Origin of the sequence: Arthrobacter sp. ISL-30 (assembly GCF_018613855.1) — a bacterium.
Taxonomy (GTDB): domain Bacteria; phylum Actinomycetota; class Actinomycetes; order Actinomycetales; family Micrococcaceae; genus Arthrobacter.
Genome location: NZ_JAGGPK010000050.1, coordinates 36,150 through 48,602, shown reverse-complemented (window position 1 = coordinate 48,602; position 12,453 = coordinate 36,150). Strand labels below are relative to the sequence as shown.

Sequence of the window (12,453 nt, the reverse complement as noted above, 5' to 3'; positions counted from 1 at the left end):
GCGCGGTCCCCGGTTTGGCAGGATTGATCGAGCAGAATGTCCCGCGAACTCCAGGTGTCAGCCGCGGACGAGCTCCGGTTCGCGGGTAGCGTCCCGCGCGTCCCGTGCGTCGCCCTCCAGCGTGTCCCCGCCCAGCGCGTCGACCTCCAGCACGTCGTCGAACGGCATTTCGTCAAGGTCAATCAAGGGGTTCTCGTGCTGCGTGGCCACGAGCTCGTGTGCCTCCTCCGCCGTGTCCACGCTCGGCATAGAGCCGGGCAGCGGACGCCGTGCGGATTCACGCAGGAAGTATATGGCGACGGCGCCTATCACGGAGGTGCCCATGAGGTAGTACGCCGGAGCCATGTCATCGCCGGTTGCCTCGATCAGGCCCTGGATGATGAATGGTGTGGTCCCGCCGAAGATCGCCATGGAGAAGTTGTAGGCGATCCCCATGCCGCCGTAACGGCTCGACGTCGGGAAAAGGGCCGGGAGGGCAGAGGCCAGGTTGGCCACGTAGAACGTCACGGGGAAGGCGATGAGGGAGAGGCCGGCCAACGTGGACCAGAGATTGCCGATGCCGATCAACATAAACGCAGGCACCGCGAAGGCAACGGCGCTGCCTGCGCCGATCCAAAGGACGGGGCGGCGGCCGATGCGGTCCGAAAGCCTGCCGGTCAACGGAATGCAGAGGGACATCACCACCAGGACGGGAATGGTCAGCAGTGTGCCGTGGATAGGATCGTAGCCCTTGGAATCGGTCAGGTAGGTAGGCATGTAGGACGTCAGCGCATATCCCACCGTGTTGGCGGCTGCGGCGAGGATCATGGCCAGCAGGATCTGTCGCCAGTAGGCCTTCACGATGCCTATGGGACCCTTGGCAACCGCGTCATCCGAAGCGGCGGCATCGGCGGCCATGGCTTCCTGGGCGTCCAGGGTGGCCTGGAACTGCGGGGATTCTTCGATCTTGTTGCGGAAGTACACCGCGATCAGGCCCAGCGGACCCGCGATGAGGAACGGAAGGCGCCAGCCCCATTCCTCCATGGCCGACTGGCCAAGGGTCAGTTGGAGCACCGACACAAGGGCCGCGCCCAGGGCGAAGCCGATGTAGGAGCCCATGTCCAGGAAGCTCGCGAAGAAACCGCGGCGCTTATCCGGCGCGTACTCGCTGACGAACGTTGTTGCGCCGGCGTACTCGCCGCCTGTGGAAAATCCCTGGACCAGTTTCAGCAGCACCAGCAGCGCGGCGGCCCAGATGCCGATCTGCGCGTAGCCGGGGAGGAGTCCGACCGCGAACGTGCTCGCCGCCATGAGGATCAGCGTTGCTGCGAGGACCTTCTGGCGGCCCATCTTGTCGCCGAGCCAGCCGAACACCACGCCGCCGAGCGGGCGGGCGATAAACGTGGCTGCGAACGTACCGAGGAGGAACAGGGTCTGGACGGATTTGTCCGCTTCCGGAAGGAAGACCGGGCCCATGGTGGTGATGAGGTAGCCGAACACGCCGACGTCGTACCACTCCATGGTGTTGCCGACGATGGTTCCGCCGAGTGCCTTCTTGAGCATCGGCTGGTCAACAACATTGACGTCGGAAACCTTCAGCCGGCGTCGCGGAAGGAGCTTGTTTTTCCTGGTGCCTTGTAAGGCATCACTGCTAGTTCCGGAGGCGTTCCTGGCGCCTGCCGGAGAGTCGGTCGTGCTTCGGTCTGTGGGCATTTGGGCTTCTCCTAGGGAGGTCATTTGCTTACGACTTGTAGCTGCCCCGCTCCGGGCAGGCCTTCAATTTTACGCGAAATCCTTGCCAGGCCAGAATCCGATACCTTAGATTGAAGGTTTTGGGCGTTGCATCTGGAAAACGTCAGACAATTTAATGCGGCTACATCCCAACAGCGACGCGGATAATGGACGTCCAGACCAAGGCGTTATCAAATTGAGATCTTTTGGGGTCGCGATGGCGCCCTTTTGGCAGTTTCACGCAGGCCAGGGGTTCCCAAGCCCGGGCAGAACTGCTTATGGTTGGGGGCATGGGAACACTGATTTTCGAATAGACAGCCCGGTCTGGGGACTACGCCTTGCACAGTCCCGCCGCCCTGTTTCAGACGACAAAAATCCACGCCCGTTGAGGCCTGCGCCTCCGTGCCGTTCCCGCAATCGCCGTCGAGCCTTTAACCACAGCCTGCGACTTCCGCCGCAGGCTGCGATGGGCATCTGGCAGGTTCCAGCGGATTGAGCCCGGACGCGAGTGCGTCGGGCAAGACTATAAGGAGCCAGGTATGACTGCGAAAAAGCCCAAGAACACCAAATCCAAGCTGAGCGACGAGCAAAAGGCGGCGCTTGAAAGGAAAGCCGGTAACGCTGCCAGCGGCTGGAACAGCGTCGGCAGCGGCCATAAGCCGACCCACGCCAGCGGGAAGCAGGCGCCGGCGATGAAGAAGGTCCGGTGGTGATCCCTGCAGACAACACCGCTAGCTCCGCTTAATATGGAAAATCCCTTCGTTTCACTGCAGAAAGGAAGATCGGAAATGGCTGAATATCGTGTTGGCGGACAGATCAAGCCGGAAATTGCGAGCCATCTGGTTCAGGCTATGGGCTCACAGGAGCTTCCCGCACCTGCGACCCTCTCAGTGACGCCGGACTTGCAGCAGGGCCGGCAGTGGCCCGACGGCACCGGCAAGCACCGGCACCCCCCGGACCGGGCGCAAAGCCACGGACGGGTAGGCCAGCAGGCGGCTGTAACCGCGGTCCACCGCACCAGCCGCCCACAGATGCCGCACTCCTCCTAAACAAGGTTCCATCGACAACGCGAGGTCGGCCCGGGTAATCCCCGGGCCGACCTTGTGTTGAAGGCCATTTCTCCCGGCGTCAGACATGCGAGCGAAGCAGCGTTGAGCGGAGCATTCGCCGGGGGTAGTGTTGCCAGCATCGCCAACCGCAGTACCCAGACTCGGGAGGAATCATGCCATTTCTGAGACGCCGATTCGCCGCCGTTACAGCGGCCCTGGCATTGAGCGTGACGAGCGGGGCGATAGCCAGCCCCGCGTTCGCGGATCCGCGGGAGACAACCAAGACACCGACCGCCACCGGATATGGCGGTGCGGTGAGCACAGTGGATCCGGAGGCATCTGCCGCGGCCATCGAGGTCCTCCGCGAAGGCGGCAACGCAGCCGACGCCGCCGTCGCCGCAGCCGCGACCCTGGGTGTGACTGAGCCCTACAGCGCAGGAATCGGCGGGGGTGGCTACTTCGTGTTCTACGACGCGAAGACCGGGCAGGTTGGCACGATCGACGGCCGCGAGACTGCCCCGGCAGCCATGCCGAACGACGCGTTCATCGACCCGACAACCGGCAGACCCTATCGTTTCACGCCCGAACTCGTCACAAGCGGCGTCTCCGTGGGCGTCCCCGGCACCCCTGCCACTTGGGAGCGCGCGCTGGAGCGTTGGGGCACTTTGAGCCTGGCTGATGCGCTCCAGCCCGCCATCAAGGTCGCTAATCGCGGCTTCGTGGTCGACGAGACGTTCCGCCAGCAGACCTTGGACAACCGCAAGCGTTTCGCCGTGTTCACTTCAACGAGCGACCTCTTCCTCCCCGGCGGGGACGCACCCGCCGTCGGCAATGTCTTCCAGAACCACGACCTCGCAGCGACCTACAGGCTCCTCGCGAAGCAGGGCACGGCCGGCTTCTATGGCGGCCCGCTGGCTGCGGAGATAGCTGCCACAGTCCAGGCCCCTCCGAAGACACCGGAGAGCGAACTGCCCGAAGATGTCCCGCCGCTGCCCGTCCCGGTCGGCCGCATGACGACGGCGGACCTCGCCGCCTACCGGGCCCTGGACCAGGACCCCACGCACGTGGAATATCGCGACCTTGATGTCTACGGTATGGCGCCGTCCAGCAGTGGAGGAACCACGGTGGGCGAGGCGCTGAACATCCTGGACACGTTCAACCTTTCTGAGATGTCCACGCCCGCCGCTTTGCACCACTACCTCGAGGCGAGCGCGCTCGCCTTCGCGGACCGCGGCAAGTACGTTGGCGATCCGGCCTTTGTGGACGTTCCCACCGCCGCGCTTACCGACCCGCTGTTCGGCAAGGAGCGCGCTTGCGAGATCGACCCGGCAAAGGCGGCCGCGAAGCCCGTTGCGCCGGGCAACGTCACCTCCTACGACGGCGCGTGCCCGACTGCCCCGGCGGCGCTCGCGGACGAGACGGACACTGAGAACATCTCGACCACCAACCTGACAGTCTCCGACAAGTGGGGAAACGTGGTGGAGTACACCCTCACCATCGAGCAGACCGGCGGGTCCGGTATCGTCGTGCCCGGCCGCGGGTTCATCCTCAACAATGAGCTCACGGACTTCTCGACCGTGTATGACCCGGCTGACCCTAACCGCATTGAGCCGGGGAAGCGCCCGCGTTCGTCGATGTCCCCGACCATCATCCTTGACGACGGCAAGCCGTTCCTGGCACTCGGCTCGCCCGGCGGATCCACAATCATCACGACTGTCCTGCAGACCATCCTGAACCGGGTGGATCTGGGCATGAGCGTGTCCGAGGCGATCGCGGCACCGCGTGCTTCCGGGCGGAACTCGGTCATAGTCACTCCTGCAGCGACTGGCACGGTAACGGCCGAGCCGGAGTTCATCGCTGCCTACGGAACCGCCCTCACACCGTACGGCCAACAACTGGTCCCGGCAGGCGATGCGTTCACCTCGGCAGCGCAGATCGGCGCGGCCACCGCTATCGAGTTCCTGCCCGACGGGCGAACCGTTGCTGCAGCCGAGCCAGTGAGACGGGGTGGGGGCTCCGCGATGGTGGTTAAGCCGTCACCGTGAGTTTGACGTCGAGCCTTTGACAGTTCATCTGATGACAGCACACCACCGGGGAGTGAGGCACTCGACGGAATGCCTCACTCCCGGCGGATGCCGTCAGGGTGCTTGTCCGGACGCCAGCCGCGCCACACCGGGTGCCGCAAGCGGCCGGTGTCAGTCCAGTCGGAAAAGCTGACCTCGCCGACAAGGACGGGTTCCACCCAGCGGGCCGTGGCGGCGTCCTCCCGCGGCACCTCATGGAACGGCGACTCGCTTTGCTCGTGGTCCTTCACGCGCTGCAGGATGTCACGCAGCTGCCAGTCCTTGAAGCCGCTCCCAACGCGGCCCGCATACCGCAACTTGTCGCCGTCGGGAATGCCGACGAGCAGGGCGCCCAGTCCGCCGCTTCGCCCGCCCAGCCCGGGACGCCAGCCGCCCACCACTACCTCCTGCATACGGCCCAGCTTGAGCTTGATCCAGGCGCGGCTGCGCTTGCCGGAAAGATAGCGGCTATCCGCCCGCTTGGCCATGACGCCTTCCACCCCGAGTTCCGCTGCGCTGTCCATTATGTCGTCGAGGTCATGTTCAAGGACCGGTGAGAGATGGATGGGACAGTCCGACGGCGGCAGGCGCTCGACGAACTCGTCCAGCCTTTCGCGGCGCTCGCGGAGCGGTAAGCTGCGCAGGTCCGGCGGGGACTTGGATCCGCCGGCGTCGAAGACCAGGTCGAACAACATGAGCCGCACCGGGACCAATTGGCGTGCGCGTTCGATGTCCCCGGGCTTCAGCAGGTTCATGCGCTGCTGGAGCCGAGCGAAACTGGGACGTCCTGACTGGTCCAACGCCACGATTTCACCGTCCGCCACGAAATCGTGCTGTGGCCACCCCGCTGGGTCCGTCAGCTCAGGGTAGGTGGCGGTCATGTCGTTGCCGTTGCGGCTGGTGAGCCGGATACGGCCGCCCGAGCGCGTGACGATCGCACGGATGCCATCCCACTTCAGCTCGTAGAGCCACTCGCCCTCGCGCGCATCATCCTCTGTGCCGGAGCTGGCCAGCATGGGGGTGATTTTGGGTGCCTGCAGCTCCTCTGGCCGGGCCTCCTCCGGGGCTGCTGTCTGGTTGCTGCCCACGCCGGGTTGCGCCGTCGTCCTCTTCGGATGCCCCGGCTGCTCCTTCATGAGGTGGATCAGCCAGTGATTTGGCTCGGCCCCGGTATGAATCAGGGCGAAACGCTTGGTTCCGTGCAAGCCCCCACCCGGCTGGCCGGTCAGCGTCGCGATGACTTCCTTGCCGTCCCGCCACTTCTCACACTCGAAAGTGCCGCTGTCCCAGATGCTCATCGTGCCGGCGCCATACTCGCCCTTGGGGATGATGCCTGCGAATGTGGCGTACTCCATCGGATGGTCCTCGGTCTGCACCGCAAGGTTGTTGCGTGCGGGTGTTTCCGGGACGCCGCGGGGGAGTGCCCAGGAGGCCAGGACGCCGTCGTGCTCCAGTCTGAGGTCGAGGTGATACCGGCGCGCGTGATGTTCCTGGATGACGAAGATCCCGCCGGGAGGGGGTGCGTCGCCCGGCTTCGGTTGCGCATCGGACGGGGCGCGTCTCGCCGTTTCCTGGCCCTCTTCTGGCAAGGGGAACGGCTCGGGTGTTCGCGCGGCATCGCGCATTCCAACGTATTTCGTCAGCCTGGGGTGGTACTGCGGGCGGGAGGCGCCATCGTCGTCGCTGTCATCGTCGGCTTCAAGGTGCGCGGGCGGGTGTCCGCCGCGGGCGGCGGTGATCACACTGAACGGGTCCTTGCCCTCCTTGACGCGCTTGATGACCGCTTTGAAGTCAAGGTGCTCCAATTTTGGCGAGGGGAGCTCGCGCCAGGTCCTCGGCGCGGCGACCATTGGATGAGGCCGTCCGCGCAGCGAATAGGGCACGATCGTGGTCTTGTTCCCGCTGTTCTGGCTCCAGTCCACCAATACCTTGCCCTTGCGCAGCGTCTTCTTCATGTCGCTGACCACAAGGTCCGGGTGGTCGGACTCCAGCGAGCGGGCCAGTTCGTGGGCAAAGGCCGAGACCTGCTCCCATTTCTGCGTCCCGTCCAGGCTGGCATAGAGGTGGATTCCCTTGCTGCCGCTGGTGACCGGCACCGGATCCAGCCCGATGTCCTTCAGGATGGCCCGGGCCAGCTTGGCCACCTCCACGCATTCAGGAAGGCCGGTGCCAGGCCCCGGATCGAGGTCCAGGACCAGGCGGTCCGGGGGCAGCATGTTGCCGGAGGCGTCCACCTGCCACTGCGGCACGTGGATCTCCAGGGCGGCAATCTGGGCAAGCCAGGTCAGGGTGGCGAGGTTGTTGACCAAGGGGTAATCGTTGGTGCTGTGGCGGTGCTCGATGGTCACCCGGGGAACCCAGGAGGGAGTGGAGGCGTCCAGGTTTTTCTGGAAGAACATCTCACCCGGCTCTTCGAACGTACCCACGCCGTTGACCCAGCGCTTCCTCGTGGCAGGCCGATTTACGGCGGCAGGAAGCAGGACAGGAGCAACGGTGGCGTAGTAGTCCAGGATCTCGGCCTTCGTTGTGCCGGTCTCCGGATAAACCACCTTGTCCAGGTTGGTGATTGTCAGTTCGTGTCCCTCGACGTTCACCCGCTCCTGCTGCTTGGCTGGCACCTCTTCACCTCCGCTGACTTGTGCTGTTCACTTGATGCATGAGGTCTATATGGAAGGGCTCTATCGCGTTCGGGCTGGTCAATGTCCCTGTGAAGCTGTACAGCGCCACGGAGGACCACGACATCAGCCTCCACCAGGTCCACAACAAGGACGGCGGCCGCATCCGGTACCAACGGAAATGCGAAGTGTGCGGCAATGTCGTGGAGTACGAGGATATCGACAAGGCCTATGAGGAGGAAGGCCGGACGGTGGTGCTCACCGCGGAGGACCTCAAGTCGCTCCCGGCGGAAGGCAGCCGCGAAATCGAGGTCGTGGAGTTCGTTCCCGCCGAGCAGGTGGACCCCATGATGTTCGAACGCAGCTACTACCTGGAGCCGGACTCCAAGTCGCCCAAGGCCTATACCCTGCTGCGGACCACGCTCGAGGACACGGACCGGATGGCGATCGTCCAGTTCGCGTTGCGGCAGAAGACCAGGCTGGGTGCCTTGCGCGTGCGCGGAGACGTCCTGGTGCTTCAGTCCCTCCTGTGGCCGGACGAAGTGCGCGAAGCGAGCTTCCCCTCTCTTGATGCCACCACCAAGATCTCCGACAAGGAACGCGAAATGTCCGCGGCGCTGGTGGATTCGATGGCCCAGGATTTCGAACCTGAGCAGTTCACGGATGAGTACCAGATCCAGCTGCGCCAGCTGATCGAGGCGAAGCTTGAAAAGGGCGACGCCCTCGACACGGAGGAAACGTTCGGCGCCAAGGCCGCGGAAGGAGCGGGCGGCGACGTCATCGACCTCATGGAAGCGCTCCGGCGCAGCCTGGACAAGAAACGGGGCGGCGGGAAGGCGGCTGAGGAGGCCGGGGAAAAGGCGGCCGAGAAGCCCAAGACAAGGGTCAAGAAGAAGGCATAAAGCCCCGAATTGCAAACTGCAGGAGCCGTGCAGACCGCAGGAGCCCGGGCCCCCAAGGCCCTGGCTTCCGCCGTCGTCTTCCATATTGATTCCGAAACTCAGTGATTCCGCAGGGCTGAGATCAGTTCACTCTTTTTCTTTCCGGAGTAGCCGCTGAGGCCCAGTTCCTTGGCGCGTTTCTTCAGGTCGGCCACGGTCCAGTCATCGTAGTCGCCCGCCTTGCCGCCCTTGCGGCCCACTTCCTTGCGACCCTCTTTCGCAGCTGCGTTAGAGATACGCGCGGCCTTCTCCTTTGAGGATCCTTCGTCCTTCAACTTTTCGTAGAGCTTAGGATCCTTGAGGCTGGAGTTCTTCTTGCCGGGCATGGTTCCTCCTTTTGTTGGCGCTTCCGGCGGAGGCGGCGAAGTCTGGATGATAAAGTCCGGATGATCCCGATGGCCTAACCCAGGAGGGGATCGCGTCCCTCGCCGAACTCCGGCGGAAGATTGCGGCCGGGAGTCGCATCTTCGACGTCGCCATCTATGACGGCCGAACGCCACCCTCCGGTTTCCGTACCGCGCTCCTCAATGAATTCCTTGAACTTCTTGAGATCTGCCTTGACCTGGAGATCGTCGGCACCCAGGGCCGCACCGGCCTTTTCGGTGAGGGATTCCGGTTCCCACTCCATGAGGACATTCACTCGGGTGCGATTGGTGTCGAGGGACTCAAAGGTAACCGTTCCCGCGTTCCTCGGCTTGTCGGTGCTGACCCAGGCGATGACCTTGTCCGGGATCTGGTCGGTAATCTGGGCGTTGTACTCGCGCCTTACGCCCGCAATGTCTGTCTTGAAGTGCAGGGCGGTGTCATCGATCTGTTCCACTGATTCCACTCCGGACATGAACCGGGGGAAGGTTTCAAACTGCGTCCACTGGTTGTAAGCGGTGGTGATGGGGACGTCGACTTCTATGGATTCCTGCAGAGTTGCCATTCTGGTTTCACTCCTTCAGCCGTGATCTGCTCCCGGATGGGGTTGGGTGTAACGGTGTGGCGCCACGTTTTCCACGCTAGTAGCAGCCTATGGCTAACTCAAGGCCTAAAGATAAGTTTACTTATGAGTCTGCCGCGACCCTTCTGCGCCCCTCAGGAGCTTCACTGCGGCGGTATCAATCGAGCCACGAAGGGTGGCGGTGCGTCCCATTTCAAAGAGGGTCAAGACCCGCGGATCGACGTAGGAGGCTCGGGCGATCGCGGGAGTGTTGTTCAGTCGCTCCGCCACTTCCTCCATCGCCTGCACTACTGCCTTGGGGCCGGTAAAGCCGGCGGCGGCCAGCTTCGCCAGGGCGCGAGCCGCAATGGCGGTACCTTGCCAGGTACGGAAATCCTTGCCGGTGAAGGCTCCGCCAGCAATTCTTCCGACATACTCGTTGAGGGCCGTGGCAGTGATGCCATGGTTGACGCCGGATTCGGCACTGCCCAGCAGCAGCGACTCAGGCGGTCCGTCGGGAAGCGAAGTGAGGAAGCGTGCCAGCGCCGCATCCTTGATGCGGCGTTCCCACGGTTTTCCGGACTTTCCCGTGAACTCCAATTCCACAGTTGTTCCCTGGACCCTGACATGCCGCTTTTCCAGGGTGGTGACCCCGTAGGAGCCGTACTCCTCGGCGTATTCGTCGGCGCCTGTGCGCAGGGAAGCCTTGTCCATAAGCCGTACTGCCGCGGCCAGGCTGCGAAGCCGCGGATCGTCGTCGAGCAGGTGCCGGGCGACAGCGCGGCGGACGCGGGGCAGCCGGTAGCCGAATTCCAGTGACCGGGCGAATTTTTCCTTGTCCTGCTTTTCTCGCCAGATGGGGTGGTACAGGTATTGGCGGCGGCCAGCGTCGTCGGTGCCCAGAGCCTGGATATGGCCGTTAGGCCATGGGCAGATCCAAACATCCTTCCAAGCCGGGGGGATCGCGAGATCCTTGATACGGGCCAGCGTGGCTGGATCAGTGATCCTTGCCCCGGTTTCATCCAGGTAAAAAAAGCCGCGACCGGCCCTCCGCCGGGCAATGCCCGGTTTCCCGGTTTTGCTTTGGCGTAGGCGGCCGGCCACGGCTTCCTCCGATTCTGCTACTCGGCGTCGTGGTCCGTTTCGAGGATCTTCACCAGGCGGTCCAGCGCTTCGTCAGCGCCGTCGCCCTCAGCGCGTAGCACCACAACATCTCCGTGGGAAGCGCCGAGGCTCATCAGGGACAGGATGCTGGCGGCGTCCATGGCGTCGTCGGCCGGTTCGCCCTCACGGGCGATGGTGACATCCAGATCAAGTTCGCCTGCGGCTTCGGCGAAAATGGCGGCCGGGCGGGCGTGCAGGCCGACTCGGCTGGCGATGGTGGCGGTACGTTCTGACATTGTTGCTCCTTCGGTTGAGGGTCGGGGGAGGTGGCTTAGAGGCCGAGCTCTTCGAGAATTGGCAGTTCTTCACGTACAGCCCTGCGTGCGGCGGCGGCAGTCGGTGCGGCCAGTGCGGCAGTGGCCAGGCGCTGGGCCTGGGTCACGGTGACCGTTTTCAGCACCGCTGCCACGGCGGACAGGGCGCGGGCACTCATGGACAGCGTCGAAACGCCGAGCCCTACGAGGACGACGGCGAGGGCCGGATCCGCTGCGGCCTCACCGCACACACCCACCGGCTTCGCGGTTCCAGTGGCGGAACTGGCAAGGGCGGCTCCGTCGGCCGTCAGCTTTACAAGCTGCAGCACCGCAGGCTGCCAAGGGTCGTTAAGCGTGGCGAGGGGACCAAGCTGGCGGTCCGCTGCCATTGCGTACTGGGTGAGGTCGTTGGTGCCGAGGGACGCAAAGCCCACTTCGCGCAGGAGTGTTGCGGCAGTCAGCGCCGCCGAGGGAACTTCCACCATGACGCCTGGCTTCTTGAGGCCGGCTGCCGTGCACAGCGAGGCAAAGCGGGCGGCTTCCTCTGCGGTGGAAATCATCGGGGCCATCACCCAGACCTCGGCGTCATGCGCGGCCTCAGCTGCGGCGATTGCCTCAAGCTGCCGCTCCAGGACACCTGGGGATGTGAGGTCGGTGCGGTAGCCCCTAACGCCCAGTGCCGGGTTCGGCTCGTCGGCGTTGGTCAGGAACGGCAGCGGCTTGTCGGCACCGGCGTCGAGCGTCCTTACCACTACCTTCTTGCCGGGGAAGGCGGCAAAAACTGCGCCGTACGCCGCGATCTGCTCCTCCACTGTGGGCTCGTTGTCCCGGTCCAGGAAGCAGAATTCCGTACGCAGCAGCCCGACGCCTTCGGCCCCGGCCTCTGCGGCCTTGATGGCATCGGCCCCGGTGCCGACATTTGCCAGCAGCGGCACCCGGAAGCCGTCGGCCATGAGGTTGTTCCCGCTGAAGACCGCCAGCGTGGAGGCTTGGACGGCCCAGGCCTTGGCCGCCGTGCGCAGGTCTTCGTCAGGGTCCGCCGTGACGGTTCCAGCGGCCCCGTCCACGTAGACCTCGATGCCGTCAGGAATCTCGTCCACCCCGGGTGCGGCGACAACGGCGGGCAGGCCCAGCGCCCGGGCCAGGATGGCCGTGTGGGACTGCGGGCCGCCGCTGGACGTGATGAGCGCGATGACCTTCTCCGGGTCAAGGGTGGCAGTGTCCGCGGGGGCGAGGTCCTCGGCGGCCAGGATGAATGGCTCGTCCGACGCCGGGATGCCCGGCGCCGGCAGCCCGCGCAGTTCGGAGACGATGCGCGCGCGGACGTCAAGGACGTCAGCGGCGCGCTCCGCCATGTAGCCACCCAGTGCCTTCAAGGATTCGGCGACCGTGCCGCCGGCTTCCCAGACGGCCCGTTCGGCCGTCCGGGGGCCGCCGGCAACATCGGGGGCAAGCAGCTTGATGGCCGATTTCACCAACATGGGATCGGCGGCCATCAAGGCCGTGGCTTCCAGGACCTCTTTGCCTTCGCCGCTTGCCGTAGCGGCGCGGGCCCTCAGTTCCGCCTGCACGGCCTTCGCGGCATCCTTGATGCGCTGTGCCTGTGACTCGACGGTGACGTCGGCAGGAATGTTGACGTTTGAGTGCGGCTCCTGAACCGGTTTGGGCATCTGCCGCACCGGTCCCAGTACACGCCCGGGAGCTACGCCTACACCTGAAAAGGTCTGCATTG

The 12,453-nt window shown here is 64.5% G+C and carries 11 protein-coding genes; 4 read left to right on the top strand and 7 right to left on the bottom strand.

The features are described 5' to 3' along the window. Positions 1 to 57 precede the first annotated feature (57 nt). Positions 58 to 1,692 (bottom strand): MFS transporter, encoded by a 1,635-nt coding sequence (locus tag J7E82_RS18200; RefSeq protein ID WP_214865179.1) that lies wholly within the window; start codon positions 1,690 to 1,692, stop codon positions 58 to 60. A 557-nt stretch (positions 1,693 to 2,249) separates the two neighbouring features. Between J7E82_RS18200 and J7E82_RS18195 the strand changes: the two genes are divergently transcribed. The 3 genes from J7E82_RS18195 (at position 2,250) to ggt (ending at position 4,804) form a co-directional block, all read left to right on the top strand. Further along, on the top strand, positions 2,250 to 2,423 hold the full coding sequence (locus J7E82_RS18195) for a hypothetical protein (protein ID WP_214865178.1): 174 nt from the start codon (positions 2,250 to 2,252) through the stop codon (positions 2,421 to 2,423). A gap of 75 nt (positions 2,424 to 2,498) precedes the next feature. Then, a complete protein-coding gene (locus tag J7E82_RS18190) occupies positions 2,499 to 2,759 on the top strand; it encodes a hypothetical protein (RefSeq protein WP_214865176.1) in 261 nt (86 codons plus the stop codon). Positions 2,760 to 2,932: 173 nt separating this feature from the next. Beyond that, positions 2,933 to 4,804 carry a gamma-glutamyltransferase gene (gene ggt / locus J7E82_RS18185; RefSeq protein ID WP_214865174.1) on the top strand — a complete coding sequence of 624 codons (1,872 nt, stop codon included), beginning with the start codon at positions 2,933 to 2,935 and terminating at the stop codon, positions 4,802 to 4,804. Positions 4,805 to 4,878: 74 nt separating this feature from the next. On the opposite strand, the gene J7E82_RS18180 is transcribed toward ggt, so the two are convergent. Beyond that, the gene (locus tag J7E82_RS18180; RefSeq protein ID WP_214865172.1) at positions 4,879 to 7,440 is read right to left on the bottom strand and encodes an ATP-dependent DNA ligase; all 2,562 of its coding nucleotides are present in this window, start codon (positions 7,438 to 7,440) and stop codon (positions 4,879 to 4,881) included. A gap of 38 nt (positions 7,441 to 7,478) precedes the next feature. On the opposite strand from J7E82_RS18180, the gene J7E82_RS18175 reads away from it, so the two are divergent. Continuing rightward, on the top strand, positions 7,479 to 8,339 hold the full coding sequence (locus J7E82_RS18175; protein WP_214865171.1) for a Ku protein: 861 nt from the start codon (positions 7,479 to 7,481) through the stop codon (positions 8,337 to 8,339). Between the two features lie 98 nt (positions 8,340 to 8,437). Here the strand turns inward: J7E82_RS18175 and J7E82_RS18170 are convergent, their stop codons facing one another. The 5 genes from J7E82_RS18170 to ptsP form a co-directional block, all read right to left on the bottom strand. Further along, complete coding sequence (locus tag J7E82_RS18170) at positions 8,438 to 8,704, bottom strand: Rho termination factor N-terminal domain-containing protein (protein WP_214865169.1); 267 nt, start codon at positions 8,702 to 8,704, stop codon at positions 8,438 to 8,440. A gap of 74 nt (positions 8,705 to 8,778) precedes the next feature. Continuing rightward, positions 8,779 to 9,306, bottom strand: coding sequence for an SRPBCC family protein (locus J7E82_RS18165; RefSeq protein ID WP_214865167.1), 528 nt, complete (start codon positions 9,304 to 9,306; stop codon positions 8,779 to 8,781). A 117-nt stretch (positions 9,307 to 9,423) separates the two neighbouring features. Next, positions 9,424 to 10,407, bottom strand: a complete 984-nt coding sequence (locus J7E82_RS18160; RefSeq protein WP_214865166.1) for a DNA topoisomerase IB — start codon at positions 10,405 to 10,407, stop codon at positions 9,424 to 9,426. Positions 10,408 to 10,424: 17 nt separating this feature from the next. Beyond that, complete coding sequence (locus tag J7E82_RS18155) at positions 10,425 to 10,703, bottom strand: HPr family phosphocarrier protein (RefSeq protein ID WP_214865165.1); 279 nt, start codon at positions 10,701 to 10,703, stop codon at positions 10,425 to 10,427. Between the two features lie 35 nt (positions 10,704 to 10,738). Continuing rightward, positions 10,739 to 12,451, bottom strand: coding sequence for a phosphoenolpyruvate--protein phosphotransferase (gene ptsP, locus J7E82_RS18150; RefSeq protein ID WP_214865164.1), 1,713 nt, complete (start codon positions 12,449 to 12,451; stop codon positions 10,739 to 10,741). Between the last annotated feature and the right edge of the window lie 2 nt (positions 12,452 to 12,453).